At 64.6% G+C, this 17,986-nt stretch carries 18 protein-coding genes; 6 read left to right on the top strand and 12 right to left on the bottom strand.

All coding sequences use genetic code 11. The features are described 5' to 3' along the window. Nucleotides 1–111: 111 nt before the first annotated feature. The 11 genes from ABS88_RS20550 to copC all read right to left on the bottom strand — a co-directional run bounded on the left by ABS88_RS20550 (nucleotide 112) and on the right by copC (nucleotide 12,511). The gene (locus ABS88_RS20550) at nucleotides 112–3,246 is read right to left on the bottom strand and encodes an efflux RND transporter permease subunit (protein ID WP_186401297.1); all 3,135 of its coding nucleotides are present in this window, start codon (nucleotides 3,244–3,246) and stop codon (nucleotides 112–114) included. Further along, nucleotides 3,243–4,475, bottom strand: coding sequence for an efflux RND transporter periplasmic adaptor subunit (locus tag ABS88_RS20545; RefSeq protein WP_186401296.1), 1,233 nt, complete (start codon nucleotides 4,473–4,475; stop codon nucleotides 3,243–3,245). Before ABS88_RS20545 ends, ABS88_RS20550 begins: the two co-directional genes overlap by 4 nt. Then, the gene (locus tag ABS88_RS20540; protein WP_186401295.1) at nucleotides 4,472–5,701 is read right to left on the bottom strand and encodes a TolC family protein; all 1,230 of its coding nucleotides are present in this window, start codon (nucleotides 5,699–5,701) and stop codon (nucleotides 4,472–4,474) included. The genes ABS88_RS20545 and ABS88_RS20540 overlap by 4 nt, the downstream gene beginning before the upstream one ends. Nucleotides 5,702–5,765: 64 nt before the next feature. Next, a complete protein-coding gene (locus ABS88_RS20535) occupies nucleotides 5,766–6,032 on the bottom strand; it encodes a hypothetical protein (protein ID WP_186401294.1) in 267 nt (88 codons plus the stop codon). A gap of 66 nt (nucleotides 6,033–6,098) precedes the next feature. Continuing rightward, complete coding sequence (locus ABS88_RS20530) at nucleotides 6,099–6,464, bottom strand: hypothetical protein (protein ID WP_186401293.1); 366 nt, start codon at nucleotides 6,462–6,464, stop codon at nucleotides 6,099–6,101. A 129-nt stretch (nucleotides 6,465–6,593) separates the two neighbouring features. Next, nucleotides 6,594–7,052 (bottom strand): YybH family protein, encoded by a 459-nt coding sequence (locus tag ABS88_RS20525; RefSeq protein WP_217373002.1) that lies wholly within the window; start codon nucleotides 7,050–7,052, stop codon nucleotides 6,594–6,596. Between the two features lie 53 nt (nucleotides 7,053–7,105). Further along, a complete protein-coding gene (locus ABS88_RS20520; RefSeq protein ID WP_286750444.1) occupies nucleotides 7,106–9,463 on the bottom strand; it encodes a heavy metal translocating P-type ATPase in 2,358 nt (785 codons plus the stop codon). Between the two features lie 166 nt (nucleotides 9,464–9,629). Further along, complete coding sequence (locus ABS88_RS20515; RefSeq protein WP_286750443.1) at nucleotides 9,630–10,427, bottom strand: class I SAM-dependent methyltransferase; 798 nt, start codon at nucleotides 10,425–10,427, stop codon at nucleotides 9,630–9,632. A gap of 5 nt (nucleotides 10,428–10,432) precedes the next feature. Then, nucleotides 10,433–11,158: a helix-turn-helix domain-containing protein gene (locus tag ABS88_RS20510; protein ID WP_286750442.1), complete on the bottom strand. Its 726-nt coding sequence runs from the start codon at nucleotides 11,156–11,158 to the stop codon at nucleotides 10,433–10,435. Further along, nucleotides 11,155–12,108, bottom strand: a complete 954-nt coding sequence (copD, locus tag ABS88_RS20505; protein WP_286750441.1) for a copper homeostasis membrane protein CopD — start codon at nucleotides 12,106–12,108, stop codon at nucleotides 11,155–11,157. Before copD ends, ABS88_RS20510 begins: the two co-directional genes overlap by 4 nt. 19 nt (nucleotides 12,109–12,127) lie before the next feature. Continuing rightward, nucleotides 12,128–12,511 carry a copper homeostasis periplasmic binding protein CopC gene (copC, locus tag ABS88_RS20500; protein WP_217373006.1) on the bottom strand — a complete coding sequence of 128 codons (384 nt, stop codon included), beginning with the start codon at nucleotides 12,509–12,511 and terminating at the stop codon, nucleotides 12,128–12,130. An 88-nt stretch (nucleotides 12,512–12,599) separates the two neighbouring features. Here copC and ABS88_RS20495 point away from each other — a divergent pair, with 88 nt between their 5' ends. The 6 genes from ABS88_RS20495 to ABS88_RS20470 all read left to right on the top strand — a co-directional run bounded on the left by ABS88_RS20495 (nucleotide 12,600) and on the right by ABS88_RS20470 (nucleotide 17,523). Continuing rightward, on the top strand, nucleotides 12,600–12,920 hold the full coding sequence (locus ABS88_RS20495; protein ID WP_286750440.1) for a hypothetical protein: 321 nt from the start codon (nucleotides 12,600–12,602) through the stop codon (nucleotides 12,918–12,920). A gap of 1 nt (nucleotide 12,921) precedes the next feature. Continuing rightward, nucleotides 12,922–13,359: a periplasmic heavy metal sensor gene (locus ABS88_RS20490; RefSeq protein ID WP_217373008.1), complete on the top strand. Its 438-nt coding sequence runs from the start codon at nucleotides 12,922–12,924 to the stop codon at nucleotides 13,357–13,359. Then, on the top strand, nucleotides 13,356–13,922 hold the full coding sequence (locus ABS88_RS20485) for an RNA polymerase sigma factor (protein WP_217373009.1): 567 nt from the start codon (nucleotides 13,356–13,358) through the stop codon (nucleotides 13,920–13,922). The genes ABS88_RS20490 and ABS88_RS20485 overlap by 4 nt, the downstream gene beginning before the upstream one ends. A 127-nt stretch (nucleotides 13,923–14,049) precedes the next feature. Continuing rightward, a complete protein-coding gene (locus ABS88_RS20480) occupies nucleotides 14,050–15,894 on the top strand; it encodes a copper resistance system multicopper oxidase (protein ID WP_217373010.1) in 1,845 nt (614 codons plus the stop codon). Continuing rightward, nucleotides 15,891–16,958 (top strand): copper resistance protein B, encoded by a 1,068-nt coding sequence (locus ABS88_RS20475; protein ID WP_217373011.1) that lies wholly within the window; start codon nucleotides 15,891–15,893, stop codon nucleotides 16,956–16,958. The genes ABS88_RS20480 and ABS88_RS20475 overlap by 4 nt, the downstream gene beginning before the upstream one ends. A 40-nt stretch (nucleotides 16,959–16,998) precedes the next feature. Next, a complete protein-coding gene (locus ABS88_RS20470; protein WP_217373012.1) occupies nucleotides 16,999–17,523 on the top strand; it encodes a DUF411 domain-containing protein in 525 nt (174 codons plus the stop codon). A gap of 150 nt (nucleotides 17,524–17,673) precedes the next feature. Here the strand turns inward: ABS88_RS20470 and ABS88_RS20465 are convergent. Further along, nucleotides 17,674–17,986 (bottom strand): hypothetical protein (locus ABS88_RS20465; protein WP_286750439.1); only part of this gene is annotated, 313 nt, incomplete at its 5' end.

The following is a 17,986-nucleotide window of genomic DNA, read 5'->3' as shown; positions in this document are numbered from 1 at the left end:
CATCATCGGCCATGGCTGCCTTCTCTTCGGCTTTCGGCGCTTCGCCTTGCTTGTCGCAGCCGGCAAGCGCTGCGGCGAGCGCAAGGCCCAGCGCGATGATCGGCAGTTTCTTCATTTCGTTTCTCCTTTTGGTTGAGCTGGTTTTGCCGCTCGCCTGCGCATCAGCAGATAAGCGGCGGGAATGATGAACATCGACAGCAGCGGCGCGGTGAGCATGCCGCCAACCATCGGTGCGGCGATCCGGCTCATCACCTCGGAGCCGGTTCCGGTCCCAACGAGGATCGGGAACAGGCCTGCGAGGATGACCGCGACGGTCATCGCCTTGGGCCGTACGCGCAGCAGCGCGCCGTCGCGCACCCCCGCCGCGACATCGCCGTCGCTGCGTGCAGCGAGCGCCTGCTTGAGGTAGATCAGCATCACCACACCGAACTCGGCCGACACCCCGGCGAGCGCGATAAAGCCGACGCCGCTCGCGACCGACTGGTTGTAGCCGAGCAGATAGAGCAGCCACAACCCGCCGGTGAGCGCGAACGGCAGGGTCCCCATGATGAGCAACGCCTCGTCGAGCCGCCGGAAGGTCAGATAGAGCAGCCCGAAGATGATCGCGAGCGTCACCGGGACGACTATCTTCATCCGCTCGGTCGCGCGCACCAGAAATTCGAACTGGCCGGTGTAGGAGACGCTGACCCCCGGCGGCAGCTTGACCTCGCGCGCGATCGCCGCCTGGATGTCGGCGACCAGCGTTTGCAAATCGCGCCCGCGGCCATCGACGTAAATCCAGGTCACCGGGCGGCCATTCTCGCTGCGCAGCATCGGCGGACCGTCGCTGATCCGCACTTCGGCGACGGTGCCGAGCGTGATCTGCTGGCGCGTCGGGGTCAGCACCGGCAGGTTGATGATTTCATCGAGGCTGTCGCGGATTTCGCGCGGGTAGCGCACGCTGATCGGATAGCGCGCCAGCCCCTCGACCGTCTGCCCGATCGTCGCGCCGCCAATCGCGCCCGATACGATGGCTTGAACATCGGCGATGTTCATTCCATAGCGCGCCGCTGCACCGCGATCGATCTGGACATCGATGTAGCGCCCGCCGGTGAGCCGTTCGGCGAGCGCCGATGCGACGCCGGGCACCGTCTTGACGACATCCTCGATCCGCTTGGCGCTGGCGTCGATGGCCTTGAGGTCGGATCCCGCGACCTTGATCCCGATCGGGCTTTTGATCCCCGTCGCCAGCATATCGATCCGGTTGCGGATCGGCGGCACCCAGAAATTGGCGAGCCCCGGCACGCGCACCCGCGCGTCGAGTTCCTCGATCAGTTTTTCCGGTGTCATCCCCGCGCGCCATTCGCTCTTGGGTTTGAACTGGATCGTCGTTTCGAACATTTCGATCGGCGCCGGATCGGTCGCGGTGTCGGCGCGCCCCGCCTTGCCGAACACACGGCTAACCTCGGGGACCGTCTTGATCAGACGGTCGGTCTGCTGGAGCAATTTGCCCGCTTCGGCCACCGAAAGCCCGGGCAGCGCCGAGGGCATATAGAGGAGGTCGCCTTCGTTCATTTGCGGCATGAACTCGCCGCCAAGCCGCGCCATCGGCCACAGGCTGGTCGCAAAGACCAGTAGGGCGATGAACAACGCCTGTTTCGGACGCGCGAGCACCCAATCGAGCCCGGGGCGGTAGAGGCGGGTCAGCCAGCGATTGATCGGATTGGCATTCTCGCCGGGAATCTTGCCGCGAATGAGCCAGCCCATCAGCACCGGGACGAGCGTGATCGAAAGCAGGGCCGCCGCCGCCATCGCATAGGTTTTGGTGAAGGCGAGCGGCGCGAACAGCCGACCCTCCTGTCCCTGAAGCGCGAAAATCGGGATGAAGGAAAAAGTGATGATGAGCAGGCTGAGGAACAGTGCCGGGCCGACCTCGGCTGCCGCGCCGGTGATCGCGCGCCAGCGTTCGGTCCCTTCCAATTTCCGGTCGGGATTCTCGTGCGCCCAGCGTTCGATATGCTTGTGCGCATTTTCGATCATCACGACCGCTGCATCGACCATCGCTCCGATCGCGATCGCGATGCCGCCGAGCGACAATATATTGGCGTTCAGGCCTTGTGCGCGCATCGCGATGAAGGCGATGAGGATGCCGAGCGGCAGCGTCAGAATCGCCACCAGGGCCGATCGCGCGTGCCACAGGAACAGCGCACAGACGATCGCCACGACGATGAATTCCTCGACGAGCTTCGAGGTCAGATTATCGACCGCGCGGTCGATCAGCCCCGAGCGGTCATAGGTGGTGACGATCTCCACCCCCGGCGGAAGGCTGGCCTTTAGCGAATTCAGCTTGGCCCGGACATTCTCGATCACCTCGCGGGCGTTCTTGCCTTGCCGCATGACGATCACCCCGCCGGTGACTTCGCCTTCGCCATCAAGTTCAGCGATTCCGCGCCGCATCTCGGGACCGATTTGCACCGTCGCAATGTCGCCCACCGTCACCGGGACTCCGCCCGCGGCGGTGCGGATCGACACGGCGCGGAAATCGTCGAGGGTCTTCAGATAGCCGCTGGCGCGAACTATATATTCGGCCTCGGCCAGTTCGACCGTCGCGCCGCCGGTTTCCTGATTGGCGGCGGTCAGGGCGTCGCTGACTTCGCGCACGGTGACGCCATAGGATGCCAGTTTTTGGGGATCGAGGATGATCTGATATTGTTTGACCATCCCGCCGATGGTCGCGACCTCGGCGACGTCGGGGACGGCTTTCAATTCGTAACGCAGGAACCAGTCCTGGATCGAGCGCAGTTCGGCCAGATCATGCCGTCCGTTTTTGTCGACCAGCGCATATTCATAGATCCAGCCGACGCCGGTCGCATCGGGTCCGATCGACGCGGTCGCGCCGTCGGGCAATTTTCCCTGCACCTGGCTCAGATATTCGAGCACCCGGCTGCGCGCCCAATACAGGTCGGTGTCGTCGTCGAACAGCACATAGACGAAACTGTCGCCGACAAAGCTATAGCCGCGCACGACGCGCGCGCCCGGCACCGACAGCATCGTCGAACTGATCGGATAGGTCACCTGATCCTCGACGATCCGCGGCGCCTGCCCCGGATAGGTGGTGCGGATGATGACCTGAACGTCCGACAGATCGGGAATCGCATCGACTGGGGTCGTCCGCACTGCGGCGACACCGACGAGGGTCAGGATCAGTGCCGCGGCAACGACCAGTCCGCGTGCCGCGACCGAGGCGCGAATGATCCGCTCGATCATTTCGCGTCACCGAGCGGGCGGACGGCGATGCCGGTCAGGCTCGCCTCGGAATCGAGCAGGAACTGGCCCGATGCGACGACCCTCTCGCCCACCGCCAGCCCCTGCAGGATTTCGGTCTGGCCGCCGCCCTCGCGCCCTGTTTGCACTTCGGCGGGATGATAGCGCCCGTCGCCCGTCGCCAGCATGACGATGCTGCGCGTGCCGGTGCGGATGACCGCCTCGCTCGGCACCAGCAGCGCGGGTTTGGCGTTGCCGCCGAGCGTGACATTGGCGAACATGCCCGGGCGCAGCCGGCCGCCGCGATTGGCGAGTTCGATGCGCACGGTCAGCGTCCGGCTGTCGACCTGCGTCGTCGGCAGGATCGCGATGACGCGCCCGCCAAATGTTTCGCCGGGAAAGGCGGTGAGCGTCGCAACCGCGCGCTGGCCGACGCGCACCGCCCCGGCCTGAGCCTCGGGCAAGGAGGCGTTTAGCCAGACGGTGGCCAGCCCCGAGATTTCGGCGAGCGTCTGGCCCTGCGCCAGCGTAACGCCCGCCCGCGCGCTGAGGCTCTGCACGACGCCGCCGATCGGCGAACTGATCGTAACGGTTCCGCTTGTCCGCCCGGTCCGATCGACCCGGTTGATAACGGCGTCGGACATGCCGATCAGACGCAGCCGCTGCCGCGCCGCCGCTGTCAGCTCGGGCCGGCCGAGCTTCTTGACGCTCAGATATTCGGTCTGCGCGCCGCCCCAATCGGGCGACTGAACATCGGCGATCGGCGTCCCGGCGCCGATGACGTCGCCCGGGGCCAGCCGATAGACGCGCTCGACAAAGCCGTCCGAACGCGCCTGGACGATCGCGACGTCGCGTTCGTTGAAATCGACCGCGCCGGTGACGTCGAAGGTCGCCGCGAGGCTGCCCATCTCGGCGGCGACGACGCGCATTCCGAGATTTTGCATCGCCGACGGATCGATCGAAAAGCCCGGCGCGGCGTCGGCCCCGCCGCCTTCGTCGGCATATTTGGGTTCCAGCTCCATATCCATGAAGGGCGACTTGCCCGGCTTGTCGAACTTCTGGTTCGGGAACATCGGGTCGTAATAATAGAGGATCTTGCGCCCATCGCTTGTGGCGCCCGTCGGCACGTCGTCCGCGCCGCGCTGCCCGATCCAGTAACCGCCGCCGCCCGCGATCAGCACCGCGGCCAAAATCCCGGCGCGCCACCGCACCGCTGTCGTCGCTTCGGTCATCGCCCTGTCTCCCCATAGATATAATTGATCCGGATCGCGTCGCGCGCGACCTCGGCCTCGCGCGCCAGTACATCCACTTCGGCTTCGGCCAGCGCGAGCGTCGAGAGCAATGCGGTCCCGAGGTCGAGCTGGCCGGCGGCGTAGCTGGCGAGGTCAAGCTCGGCGCGCTTCTTCGCCAGTGGCACCAGCCGCGACTGCGCATTGCCGAGCTGTTCGTGATGCATGTGATGATCGGCGAGATCGGCGTCGAGGGCCGCGGCGATGTCGCGCTTTGCCGCTTCGCGATCGAGCCGCGCGCGCGTCGCCTCGCTCGCCCGCGCGGAGATCTTCGGGTCCTGCCGCTTCTTGGCGAAGAGCGGCAAGTCGATGGTGACGCCGAGCGTGACGAGGTCGCCATAATTGGGCTCGCGCCGCCCATAGGCCGCCGAGACGTTCCAGTCGGGCCGCTTGTCGGCGCGTGCGAGCCCGGTTTCGGCATCGGCCGCCAGCGCGCGCGCATCGAGCGCGCGCAGCCGCGGCAGCGCGTCGATTCCGGAGCGCAGCGCGCTTTCATCGACGACCGGCGGCGGCGGCGCGCCTGCCGTGTCGGCGGCGGCGTCGCCGGTGAAGCGCGCGAGCTGCGCGCGGGCGCGCGCAACCTCGGCGGCGAGCCCGCTGCGGCGATCCTGAATCTCGGCGCGGAGCTGTTCGGGTTCGAGCGCCTGCGCCGGCCGCGCCGCGCCGCTGGCCAACCGCGCGGTCACCGTCGCCTGCAAATCGTCGAGCTCGGCATCGAGCAATTCGAGCTTCTTGAGCCGTTTCTTGGCATAGAAAAGGTCGATCCAGGCGAGCGCCGTCGCCAGCCGGACGTCCTGCGCCGCGACCGCTTCGTCGGCGCGCGCGATCCCGATTTCGGCCAGCGCGCGCGTCGCACGCGCCCGGCGCTTGGCGGGATGGGTGAATTCCTGGCTGATACCGATCACCTGCATCGTGAAATTGTCGCGGTTGAGGCGGCCCGCGTCGGGGCCGGTGACCGGGAAATCCTTGATGGCCAGATCGAGTTTGGGATCGGGCAACCGGTCGGCCGCGATCGCCGCCGACTCGGCGGCGTCGATCCCCGCTTCGCGTCCGCGCAGTTCGGGCGCCTGGGTTTCGGCCAGCCGCAGCGCGGCGTCGAGTGTCAACGGCTCGGCATGAAGCGTCGCGGGCAGCGCGATCAGCATGGTCGCCGCAAAAAAATTGCGCATGATGTCCCCTTTTGTGGACCGGACAAGACCGCCCCCGACGCCTCTGTGCCGAGGGCGGAGAGCTTTACGCGCCGGGGTGTGGCATGGAGCCGCGGGACATTTTCTTCATGCAACCGGCCGGATCGGCCTTCATCATGTCGCAATCGCACTCGGCCATTTGCGCCGGTTTGTCCTTCACCCAGACGCGGACTCGCGACGTGGCATTGGACTTGTTCGGTCCCGGAACCTGGCGGGTCTGCCATTCATAACGGCCGCCCGATTGCACTTGGGCAAAAACGGGAGCGGCAAGCGTCGCTGCCGCGAGCGCGGCAACGGCAAAAAGCGGTTTCATGTTGAATTCCTCGGTTGAGAAAGCAAGAAAATGAGCGCCGAAACGGGTCGGCGGGCATCGTGCAATTCAGCCGAGAATTAGCGGTGGATTGGGTTCGGGCCCGAATGTCCGGCCATCCAGCGGCTGGATCGGTAGCGGGTCGAGCAGCCCTGTCATGTGAGTCGCCGCCACGATCAGCATGGGCGACGAAATGACGAGGGGCGGGAGCGCGCAACCCATCTTGGCAATGCAATCGAACGTCAGACCCTTGCAGGGCGCGTCGCCCTCGGATTTGTCCATTCCCATCATTTCGGCGCACTCGTCGCTCATCGACGTCGCCGCGGTTGTCGTATCGGACATCGGGATTGCCGGAGCAGACGCAAACGCGGCTTCCTGGCCGAGAAGGCCCAGCACAGCTCCGAAGAGAAGCAGCAGAGAAAGCCAACGTTTCACGGTCGAAGCATGTTCCTTGTCACTCCTGGCGTCAAACTGAAATTGCGGCGCCTGGACTGCTGCGTTGTTCGTGAGCAGCCCCTCCGCGGTTACACCCGGGCCAGATAATCCTTGCCCCGCCCGCCGCCATCAGGCCTTCGGCTTGCGCGAAGAACTGTGCAGGCTGATGATCCGCCATTTGCCGTCCGTCCACTTAAGCACGCTCGTCGCAACGCCATCACGTTCGACCGTTTCGCCGCTCGCGAGTATGATCGTGTAGGAATAGGTCTCGGTGGCGATCGCAACCTCGCCTTCGCCCCGCACCGAAACCTTATAGTCCTTGAAGGCGAAGGACCTGAACGCCTTGAGCTCGGGCGCGAGATGATGGTCGCGATAATGGGCGAAATTTCCTTCGACGCCGCCCGACTCGAAGATCTGGGCGTCGGGCGCGAACAGGGCTTCGACGCCCGACAGGTCGCGGCTCTCGATCGCCTGCTTATATTGCGCCAGCGTCGCGGCGGCCGCCTGATAATCCGGGGTTGCGGCCGCTTGGGCGGGAATCGCCATGGCCAGCGCCAGTCCGATCGCCGCTGCAATGAAACCTCTCATCCCCATTCTCCCTTTCTCAATACCCGCCGCCGAACGGCGCGGCGACGCTTCGATCAGATTTTCACGAACCGCAGCCGCAGCGAATTGGCGATCACGCTCACCGACGAGAGCGCCATCGCCGCGGCGGCGATGATCGGCGACAGGAGCAGCCCGAAGATCGGGTAAAGCACGCCCGCCGCCACCGGAATGCCCGCGGCATTATAGGCGAAGGCGAAGAAGAGATTCTGGCGGATATTCGCCATTGTCGCATGGCTGAGATGCCGCGCCCGCACGATGCCGAGGAGGTCGCCGCGCAATAGTGTGACGCCCGCGCTTTCGATGGCGACGTCGGTTCCCGAACCCATGGCGATGCCGACATCGGCGGCGGCAAGCGCGGGGGCGTCGTTGACCCCGTCGCCGGCCATGGCGACGATCCCGCCCTCTTCGCGCAGCCGCTGGACGACGGCGCTCTTCTGGTCGGGGAGGACGTCGGCCTCGACATTGTCGATGCCGAGCCGCCGTGCGATCGCCTCGGCGGTGACGCGATTGTCGCCGGTGAGCATGATGACCTTGATTCCGGCTTCGCGCAGCGCCGCGAGTGCGTCGCTCGTCGTCTCCTTGACCGGATCTGCGATAGCGATGACGCCGGCCGCCTTGCCGTTGACCGCGATGTAGATCGCCGTCGCGCCGTCAGTGCGAAGGCGGTCGGCCGCCGCGGCGAGTGCGCCCAGATCGACGTCATATTCTTCGAGAAAGCTCGCATTGCCAAGGACGATCGCCTTGTCGTCGACCGCCCCGACGATGCCCTTGCCGACCGGCTGGTCGACCCCCGATGGCTCCACCAGCGCGAGGCCGCGGTCTTCGGCCGCCCTGACGATCGCGGCCGCCAATGGATGTTCGCTGCTGCGCTCGAGGCTCGCGGCGATCCGCAGCACATCCTGCTCCTCGAAGCCGTCGGCGACTTCGATCGCGACGACCGAGGGTCTGCCTTCGGTCAGCGTCCCGGTCTTGTCGACGACGAGCGTGTCGACCTTCTCCATCCGTTCAAGCGCCTCGGCATTCTTGATCAGCACGCCGGCTTCGGCGCCGCGACCCACGCCGACCATGATCGACATCGGCGTAGCGAGGCCGAGCGCGCAGGGGCAGGCGATGATGAGCACCGAGACGGCGGCGATAAGGCCATAGGCCATGGCAGGCGCGGGGCCGAGAAGCGACCAGACAATGAAAGCGACAATGGCGACCACTATGACGCCGGGTACGAACCAGCCCGAAACGGTATCGGCAAGACGCTGGATCGGCGCCCGGCTGCGCTGCGCGTCGGCGACCATCTGTACGATCCGCGCGAGCATCGTATCGCGCCCGACCTTCTCGCTGCGCATGAGCAGGCCGCCGGTCTGGTTGATCGTCCCGCCGATCAGCGCCGCGCCGGCCTCCTTGGTCACCGGCATCGACTCGCCCGTGACCATCGATTCGTCCACCGTTCCGCGGCCTTCTGCGACGATGCCATCGACGGGGACTTTTTCGCCCGGACGGATGCGCAGCATGTCGCCGACCGCGACCTCCTCGAGCGCGACCTCTTCGTCGCTCCCGTCAGCGCGGACGCGCCGGGCGAGCTTCGGCGTCAGGTCAAGTAGCGCGCGGATTGCGCCGCTCGTCGTCTCGCGGGCCCTGAGTTCGAGCACCTGCCCGAGCAGCACCAGCACCGTGATTACCGCGGCGGCCTCGAAATAGACCGCGACCGAGCCGTCGGCGGCGCGGAAGGCTGCCGGGAAGATTTGCGGGACAATCGCCGCGATCATGCTGTAGCCCCAGGCAACGCCCGTTCCCATCGCAATGAGGGTGAACATGTTGAGGCTCTTGTTGCGGATCGAGAGCCAGGCGCGCTCGAAGAAGGGCCAGCCAGCCCATAAAACGACGGGGGTCGCGAGCAACATCTGGATCAAGTTGCTCGTCTGGCGGCCGACGACCTCGTGGAGGCCCGTCAAATGGCCGCCCATCTCAAGTGCAAAGACTGGAAGGGCATGGCCGCCCATCTCAAGTGCAAAGACTGGAAGGGCGAGAAGGAGGCCGACCCAGAAGCGACGCCGCATGTCGTGATATTCTTCGCTGGGGCCGTCCGACGCGGTTGGCATGACGGGCTCGAGTGCCATGCCGCAGATCGGGCAGCTTCCAGGGCCGGGGCGTTGGATCTCGGGATGCATCGGGCAGGTCCAGATGGCCCCCTCGGGTGCGTCGGCTGCGGTCGGCTCGCTTTTTGCGGCGTAAAGATCGGGATCGGCCTCGAATTTGGCGAGGCAGCCCGCGCTGCAAAAATGATGATGGTTGCCGCCGTGCGTCGCCTTGTGCGGCGTGGTGGCCGGATCGACCGTCATGCCGCAGACCGGATCGGTGGTGCTCCCTCTGCCTTTTTCCGCGCCCTGATGATCGTGCATCGTCGCCGCTCCTGTACATGTAGGATGCCCGCTTGGTGGCGGGGCGTCCGAACGCCGCCGGCCGTGTTCGCCGTAGGCGGCTTTCCCTGACGGTTCCAGAATGAAGCCGCTCCTATCGATACGCAAGAAGAGCGGTTATCCCTCGGATTTTCTTTGCCCTGTGCAATCAGATCCGGGGTTTGTTGGCCTCGATGATCGCGATCGCACCGGTTGGCGTGCGAAACGTCTCAGGTTCGCGAACATCGCGAAAGCCGGCCTCTCTCATCAGCACCGGTAGCAATCCATCGGCATTGGGTTGGGTGTCTTGGACGCCATCGAGCTGCTGGATCGTCAGGCGGAACAGCAACCGCATGAGGCGGCTGCGCTGTTCCCCATAGTCCGCGACATAGAGTTTGCCGCCGGGTGCGAGCACCTGCCAGGCCTCGCGAAGCAGGCGTGCTTTTTCCTCAAGCCCGACCTGATGAAGAACGAGGCAAAGCGCTATCTTGGCGGGCGAAGGCCAGTCATCGATCGCCGAAGCCCCGAAAAAGCCAACACGAAACTCCGGCGGTGGAACAATCTGCGCGGTCTTGGTTTGGGCAATTCGCGTTGCTACTTCGTCGGGGTCGATGCCAAGATAGCGGACGCCCGGGCTATGGCGGGCGATCGCCAGCGCGAGATTGCCCGTACCCGAACCGATGTCGAGAATGACCTCTCCTTCGGCGAGCGCCATATGGTGAACGAGACGGTCGCGCCACACGCGCTCGCGCGTAGTCACCGCGACGCCGAAATCATAAAAGGGCGTCAGGAAGTGATATCCTGCCGCTGGCGTGTAGGAACGCGCCTCGGGTATCGGGTCGGGCATGGCCGTCTCCTTTCGACGCTTTGGCTTGCCGCTGGATTGCGGCCACGCGCGGGTCTCGACGAGACGTTTAGGGGCGAGCTGGCGCGCCCGTCTTGAATGTTTCGCCGGAGCCAGGCGCATGCCGCTCAGGGCACGATTTCGAAAGCGAAGGCGCTGAGGCCAGCCGAAGGCGTCACTCCGAGCCATTGGGCGCAGCGGCGCGTGAAGTGTGACTGATCGGCAAAGCCTCCCGCCGCCGCGGCGTCGGCGAGACCTCCGCCGCCGACCAGCGTCCGCACTGCGCGCTGAAGCTGGAGCCATTGCAGCAATTTGGCCGGAGGCACGCCGAAGTCGCGGTTGACGATTTCGCGCAGGCGCGAGGGTGAGAGGCAGGCAACGTCGGCCAGGGCGCGGGCACTCGACAAATCATCAGGGGCCGCGAGCGCCTCGGACAGGCGTGCATCCACCGGATGCGCCCGCGACCGATCGAGATAGCCGGACGCCCAGCGCTTCGCGTCCGCGCCGCTTGCTTTCCCGTCGAGGCCGGCCAACTCACCCGGCGTCAACAGGATCGGCATCGATCCGACGGACAGCCCGGTGCCGGCACGAAAAAGCGGGTCGAGATAAAATGACCGCACGAGGGCGCCCGGCGGCCCCAGGCAGTGCCGGACTTGCGATGCTATGGCAACGGCGTGTCCGGCAGGGACTATCATGTCGGCGTCGCCGGAAATTTCGAGGTCGCGTTCGACGGCGAGGCTGATCTGATGCGCCACATGGCTATGGGGACGGCTGGTCCCGATGCGCGCATCGATCAATGCCCAGCCGGTCCCGAGCATGATCGAGCCGGACCAAGAGGCGGTGCTGAGCGTCAAACCGGATCGGCGGCGACGAAGGGTTCGAGCGTCCCGAACCAGGCAACCAGCGCGAGTATGGCGAGCGCGGCCGACGCTTCGATGATCAGGCTCCTGCGCATGGCCGCGAGCGCTGCATCTGGATCGGAATCGACGCTTTCTGCATCGTCGCCTGCAGCCGCCACCGCGAGCGCAGGCGTCAGTCGCCAGCGATTGGCGGCCGCGAGCGCAAGCATCAGTCCAAACAGCGCGAGCTTGGCAAGGAGCAATTGTCCATAGGGCGACGCGAGAGACCGGCCGAGATTCTCGGCGCCGACGATCATCTGGCTATTGATGAGGCCGGTGGCGGCGATGACGAGGACGCAGATCGTGCCGACGCGCGAGAATTGATCGAGGCTCCGCACCGCAATTTGGAGTCCGCCCGGCCATTCGCGGACATGGCGCGGTGAGATCAGGATCAGGAAGGCGCCGATCGCGCCGATCCAGACGGCGGCTGCGATCAGGTGCAAGATGTCGCTGATCCGGTGCACGGTGCCTACGGCACCTTCGGTCGCGCCGGCGTGGCCGGACCAGACCAGACTCGCGACGGCCACCGAGCCTGCGGCCGCGAGTACGGCGGCCGAAGTTGTCGGCCAGCGGACCATCCAGATCGGGACTGCCAGCGCGAGCAGCAGCGCTGCGCTCCGGTAGACCCAGGCTGTCCCGACGTCGGTCTCGCGTACAAGGTCCCAGAAAGGCTGGAGTTCCAGCGATAATAGGCTTACGCCCTGCATCGAAGCCGCGAGCACGCCCATTCCCAAGATGGAGAGAAGCAGTCCGGCGGTGCAGAGCCATCGCTCAGCGCGCCAGATCGCGGCCATCATCGACTGCGGCGCAAGGCGTTCGCTTCGGGTCAGCGCATAGAGCGGGAACGTCGCGAGGCCGGCGATGAGCATCAGGTCCGCGTAGAGCGCGAACCTGATGCCGATCAATAGGGGGTCGCTCACCGCCTTACTTGACGGTGAAGCTGAATTCGCTGCCCATACGATGCGTGTCGGCGCCCGCGGCCGACCAGCTGACCTTGTAGGTTCCGGGCGAGAGCGGCCGCTTGAGCATCAGCATCGCCGACTTGCCGTCCTTGCCCATCATCGACGAGTAAGGCACCTTCATCGGCGCGTGATTGGCCATGCCGGGCATTCCGGTCATGACCAGTTCGGTCTTGAGCGTCGAGGCGATCACCTTCTCGTTGAACTGCAAATTGACCGACGTCACTTTGGCAACGGTCGAATTGGCGGCCGGCGTCGAGCCGACGAGCTTTGTGTGCGCGTTGGCGGCGGCCGGCATAAGCAAGAGGGCAAAAGCGGCGGCAGCCGAGGGGAGAAGCGATTTGAACATGAAACACCTCCAATTGCGTGTCTGTCCTGCTAATACGCAGGATATTGGCATGGCCCTCAAATATTGTGCCATGATCGCGATGTGAGGGATGGCGCGCTTCGGCGCGTATTTAGGATTACGGAACAGCTGGAAGAGACGATCCATGGATGAGGAACTTCGCATTTTGAAACGGGTCGACTTGCCCGCTGCGCTCGATGCGCTCGACGACCGCGTCATGGGCGCGCTCCGAATCCGTCGCCGCGAAGCGGTGGCGATGCGCCGCATCATGGCACTTGCCGCTTTTGTCTCGCTCGGCGGCGGAATGGTTGCGGGAAGTGCGGTATCGCAGCCGGCGGTCGCGGCAAGCCCGCTCAGCCCCTTTGGCCCGTCGAGCGCTCTGGCCCCCTCGAGCCTGCTGGACACGCAATAGGATGGCATCACGCCGCCTCATCCTTGTGGGACTCATCGCATTCGCCGCGGCAATTGCGGGTGTCTTTGTGGGCCGCGCCGTATCCGACGCGCCGAAGGCGAGTGAAACGGAATTGCACGCGCTTCTTCACGGCGATCTCGATCTGACGGCGGCGCAGAAGGCGAAGCTGGATAAGATCGAAACCGACTTCACGGTGCGCCGCAGGGCGCTCGAGCTCGAGATGCGGGGCGCTAATGTGCGGCTTGCGCAGGCGATCGAGGCCGAACATGGCTATGGGCCGCGCGTCACCGAGGCGATCGACGAAACGCACCGGGTGATGGGCGATCTGCAAAAGGAAACGCTCCGGCATTTATTCGCGATGCGAGGGGTGCTGACCCCCGCCCAGGCGGAAATGTTCGACAAGAGCGTGGTCAAGGCGCTGACCGCCGACGCGCGGTGAATATCGACCTGACGCAATGTAGCGATCAGGAACTGGCGGCGCTTGCCGACACCCGCGGCGACGAAGTTTGTCGCGAATTTCTGCGCCGCTACAAGGCTGGTGTCTACCGACTGATCGTCAAGCAGATCGGCGATGCCGATGAGGCGCTGGATTTGACGCAGGAGACGTTCATATCGGGTCTGGCGGCGCTCGGCCGCTTCGATGGCGATCGCCCCTTCCGCGCGTGGATTGCCCGGATCGCGCTCAACAAATGTCGCGACTGGGCGCGCCGGCGCAAGGTGCGGGCCTTTTTTTCCCGCGCGCTTCCGCTCCAGAGCGCCCATCATGTGGCTAGCGATAGCCCTGCGCCCGACGCCGCGGTGACCGACAAACTTGAGATTGCGCGAGTGCGCCAGGCAATCGATCAATTGCCGAATAATTTGCGCGAGGTTCTGATACTGCGCGGCGTCGATGAGGTCAGCCAGGCCGAGACCGCCGCCATCTTGCAGGTGAGCGAGAAGACGGTTGAGACCCGCCTCTATCGCGCGCGGACGAAGCTCAGGGAATTGCTCGCAGGAACATGAACGTGCAGGATTGACCCATGGGCTGTTCGTTTCGCGTGGTAGCTATCTATCAAGAGCATTTTTGTTGAGGGACGGCCGTCTCGGCCGCGTATGGCTATAGGAAGAGTCAATAACGGTCGGAAAGAATATGCAGATGGAAAGGCGTCGTTTCGTCAGTGGAGCTTTGGGCGGAGGCGCCGCCGCGGCAATGGCCGCATGGTTCCCCGCTTGGGCCCAGCCGGTGTCTTCGGGCGCTACCGCTCCTGTTCCTACCGTATCCGGCAACGATATTACGCTGCGCATCGCGCGCCAGACGATGCGAATCGACGGAAAATTAAGCCGCGCAATAGGGATCAACGGCACGGTGCCTGCGCCGCTCGTGCGGCTCAAGGAAGGGCAGACCGCGCGCCTTACCGTCGTCAATGATCTCGACGAGGACAGCTCGATCCACTGGCACGGCATAATCCTGCCCTTCCAGATGGACGGTGTCCCCGGCATCAGCTTTCCGGGCATCAAGCCGCGCTCGACCTTTGTTTACGAATTCCCGGTCGTCCAGTCGGGCACCTACTGGTATCACAGCCACTCGGGGCTTCAGGAACAGCTTGGCCATTACGGGCCGATCGTCATCGATCCCGCCGAACCCGACCCTATCGGCTATGACCGCGAACATGTCGTGGTCCTTTCGGATCACAGCCAGCTCTCGCCCGAGGCGATTTTCCACAAGCTCAAGGTCGATCCCGGCCATTTCAACATGCAACGCCAGACGCTTGCCGGCCTCCTCGCTGGCAAGGACCAGCCGCTCGCGGAGCGCATCGACTGGGGCAAGATGCGCATGGATCCAACCGACATCGCCGACGTGACCGGATCGACCTATACCTATCTCGTCAACGGCCATGGTCCGAAGGATAATTGGACCGCGCTGTTCAATCCCGGCGAACGCGTGCGGCTGCGGATCATCAACGCCTCGGCCATGTCGATCTTCAACGTCCGCATTCCCGGCCTTTCGATGACCGTCGTGCAGGCCGATGGATTGAATGTCGTCCCGGTCGCGATCGACGAATTCCAGATCGGTGTGGCCGAAACCTATGATGTCATCGTGACCCCGGTCGAGGATCGCGCCTACACGCTGGTCGCCGAGGCCAATGACCGGTCGGGCATGGGGCGGGCGACGCTGGCGCCGCGAGCCGGGATGGTCGCCGAAGTGCCGCCGCTTCGCGAACGTCCGCTCGCGACGATGAAGGATATGGGCATGGGCGACATGGACATGTCGGGCGGTTCGATGGCGGGGATGGACCATGGCGGCGGCGACATGGGCGTCATGCCGATGCCCGCGAGCGACCCGTCCTGCCCTCCCGAACATGCCAAGATGGGCCATTGCACCCCCGCCGGCGAAGGCGGCGCGATGGCGGGCATGGATCATAGCTCTGGCGGCATGCAGCACAGCATGCGTGATTTCAGTGTCGCGCCGCAGGTCAAGCGCGACCCGAGCGTCCAGACCATCTCGCCGATGCCGATGGATCGCATGGGCGAGCCGGGTCAGGGGCTCGAGGATGTCGGTCACCGGGTTCTGACATACCATGATCTTGTCGCGCTCGAGCGCAACCCCGATGTGCGCGCCGCGTCGCGCTCGCTCGACATTCACCTCACCGGCAACATGGAGCGTTTCATGTGGTCGTTCGACGGTATCAAGATGTCCGACTATCACGAACCGATCCCGTTCATCGAGGGCGAGCGGGTGCGGATCAATCTTATCAACGATTCGATGATGAGCCACCCAATCCATCTGCATGGCCATTTTTTCGAACTGGTCACGGGGAAAGGCGATCATGCGCCGCGCAAGCATACGGTGCTCGTCCAGCCGGGCGGGATCGCGAGCTTCGATCTGACCGCCGACGCGCCCGGCGACTGGGCGTTCCACTGCCACCTTCTCTATCACATGCACGCGGGGATGATGCGTGTTGTCAGCGTCCGTCCGAAGGAGGAAGCGCAATGACCCGGATCGCGCTTCTTCTGTCGGGAATCGCTCCGCTTGCTTTCGCCGTTCCGGCTGCTGCGCAGTCGATGGACCATTCGATGCACGGTTCGAAACCCGCTGCCGCTCCTGCGCCCGATGTGCCGGTTGAAGTGCCGATGGACCATGACAGCATGCAAGGCATGGACATGGCACCCGAAGCCCCGACCTGCCCACCAGAACATGCCGCGATGGGTCATTGTACCCCGAAGGCCGACACCGGCGATACAATGGCCGGGATGGAAAATATGCCCGGAATGGAGGCGATGCCGGGGATGGACGGCGCGAGCGGAACGGACTTGCCGCCGGGCGATGCCGTCGCCCCGGCGCCCCCAGGCGACTGGTATGCCGACCGCATCTACCCGAAAGCCGAAATGGAACGGTCCCGGCATGCCATGATGGAGGAAAACGGCGGGCAAACCCTCGCTTTCATCAGCTTCAACCTCGCTGAATATCAGGCGCGCAAGGGCCGGGACGGTTTTCGCTGGGACGGAGAGGCCTGGTATGGTGGCGATATCAACCGGCTGACGCTCAAGAGCGAAGGCGAGGGCGTGTTCGGCGAGGGAGTCGAAACCGCCGAGGTGCAGGGGCTCTATAGCCGGGCCATCGGCCCCTATTTCAACGCACAGGCCGGGATCAGGCAGGATCTTGGACCTGGCCCCGACCGCACCTATGCGACGATCGGTTTCGAGGGACTCGCCCCATATTGGTTCGAGGTCGAGGGTGCGCTGTTCCTTTCGAACAAGGGCGATCTTCTTGGCCGCCTCGCGGGCTATTACGACCAGCGCATTACTCAGAAGCTGATCCTGCAGCCGATGGCCGAGTTTAATTTTGCCCTTCAAAATGTCCCCGAAACCGGAACCGGCTCGGGTCTCTCCGATCTCGAGCTGGGGCTTCGCTTGCGCTACGAGGTTGTGAAGGAGTTCGCGCCCTATGTCGGCATCGAATGGGCGCGCAAGGTCGGCGACACGGCGCGTTTCGCCCGTGCTGCAGGCGAGGACGCGAGCAGTTTCAGCTTCGTGATGGGGGCGCGGGCCTGGTTCTAGGTGACATGCGGGATGGAAGCCATGTTTTTGGAGAAATGACATGAAAGGTTCGATGACCCGCCGCCATCTTCTCGGCCTGGTTGCGGCCGGATCCGGAATGGCGCTTGCGGCATGCAATTCGTCCTCGGGTTCGGCTGCTGACCGCGGGAACAGGCGGCCGGCGAGCGAGCCGCTTGCCGGGACGACGAGCGCCGAAACCATGCTCGTCTATCGCGACCCCGAATGCGGCTGCTGCGAGGCCTGGGCAGAGATCGCCCGTGCCGAGGGCTATGCCGTAACCGTGGAGAACCGCGCCGACATGGCTGCCGTGAAGGCGCGATATGGTGTCCCCCGGCAAATGGCGTCCTGCCACACCGCCATAGTCGGCGGCTACGCGATCGAGGGACATGTACCAATGCGGCATGTCGCCAGACTCCTCGACGACCGGCCACGCGACCTTCGCGGTCTCGCCGTACCCGGCATGCCGCGCGGTTCGCCGGGAATGGAAATGCCGGATGGAAGCGTGGACGCATTCGACGTGATGGCATTCGGCGCGGACGGGAAAGCGATGGTTTTCACCGCCTGACCGCTCCGGATGGATTGGGTGGGACCCGACGATGCAAGGCCCGCGCTTTTCGGCGGAGCCCAACCGCTCGCGCGCTTTGCTGGAACAGATATTTGCGCGTTGAGCAGTCTTGCGACTGCTGCATCGCGCTGCGTCGGCCGGCTTGTCTTGTCATTTCGTGAGGAAGCTGGGAGCGGCTTCGCCTCGCTCCTTGCGCGAACGGATCTCTATCCGAAAAAAAATTTTAAAATCGATGAGGGGTAGAGCATTCGGATGCGTATTTAACACATGTTCTGCGCCTAAATTCTGCGGAATAACTAATTGATATGATTCGATAAATTCCTGTTGACCTGTATATACATTTGATGCTCTCTGAGGGGAATCAGCCAACCAACAGGGGGTTTCGCTATGATGATCAGGACATTTTTGCTCGCCAGCGTCGCGGCAGTCGCGGTCTTGGCAACGCCGGCACTTGCGCAGGACG

The sequence above is a fragment of the Sphingopyxis sp. SCN 67-31 genome (assembly GCF_001725095.1).
The sequence above is the reverse complement of the archived record's forward strand: the minus strand, read 5'-3'. Positions and strand labels throughout refer to the sequence as shown.

Coding starts and splice junctions, on each gene's coding strand:
- ABS88_RS20515 (WP_286750443.1), bottom strand. CDS start 10,427: ATGCGCCTGGCTCCGGCGAAACATTCAAGACGGGCGCGCCAGCTCGCC.
- ABS88_RS20470 (WP_217373012.1), top strand. CDS start 16,999: ATGAAAGGTTCGATGACCCGCCGCCATCTTCTCGGCCTGGTTGCGGCC.
- ABS88_RS20475 (WP_217373011.1), top strand. CDS start 15,891: ATGACCCGGATCGCGCTTCTTCTGTCGGGAATCGCTCCGCTTGCTTTC.
- ABS88_RS20525 (WP_217373002.1), bottom strand. CDS start 7,052: ATGAGAGGTTTCATTGCAGCGGCGATCGGACTGGCGCTGGCCATGGCG.
- copC (WP_217373006.1), bottom strand. CDS start 12,511: ATGTTCAAATCGCTTCTCCCCTCGGCTGCCGCCGCTTTTGCCCTCTTG.
- ABS88_RS20480 (WP_217373010.1), top strand. CDS start 14,050: ATGCAGATGGAAAGGCGTCGTTTCGTCAGTGGAGCTTTGGGCGGAGGC.
- ABS88_RS20545 (WP_186401296.1), bottom strand. CDS start 4,475: ATGACCGAAGCGACGACAGCGGTGCGGTGGCGCGCCGGGATTTTGGCC.
- ABS88_RS20550 (WP_186401297.1), bottom strand. CDS start 3,246: ATGATCGAGCGGATCATTCGCGCCTCGGTCGCGGCACGCGGACTGGTC.
- ABS88_RS20540 (WP_186401295.1), bottom strand. CDS start 5,701: ATGCGCAATTTTTTTGCGGCGACCATGCTGATCGCGCTGCCCGCGACG.
- ABS88_RS20495 (WP_286750440.1), top strand. CDS start 12,600: ATGGCGCGCTTCGGCGCGTATTTAGGATTACGGAACAGCTGGAAGAGA.
- ABS88_RS20490 (WP_217373008.1), top strand. CDS start 12,922: ATGGCATCACGCCGCCTCATCCTTGTGGGACTCATCGCATTCGCCGCG.
- ABS88_RS20520 (WP_286750444.1), bottom strand. CDS start 9,463: ATGCACGATCATCAGGGCGCGGAAAAAGGCAGAGGGAGCACCACCGAT.
- ABS88_RS20535 (WP_186401294.1), bottom strand. CDS start 6,032: ATGAAACCGCTTTTTGCCGTTGCCGCGCTCGCGGCAGCGACGCTTGCC.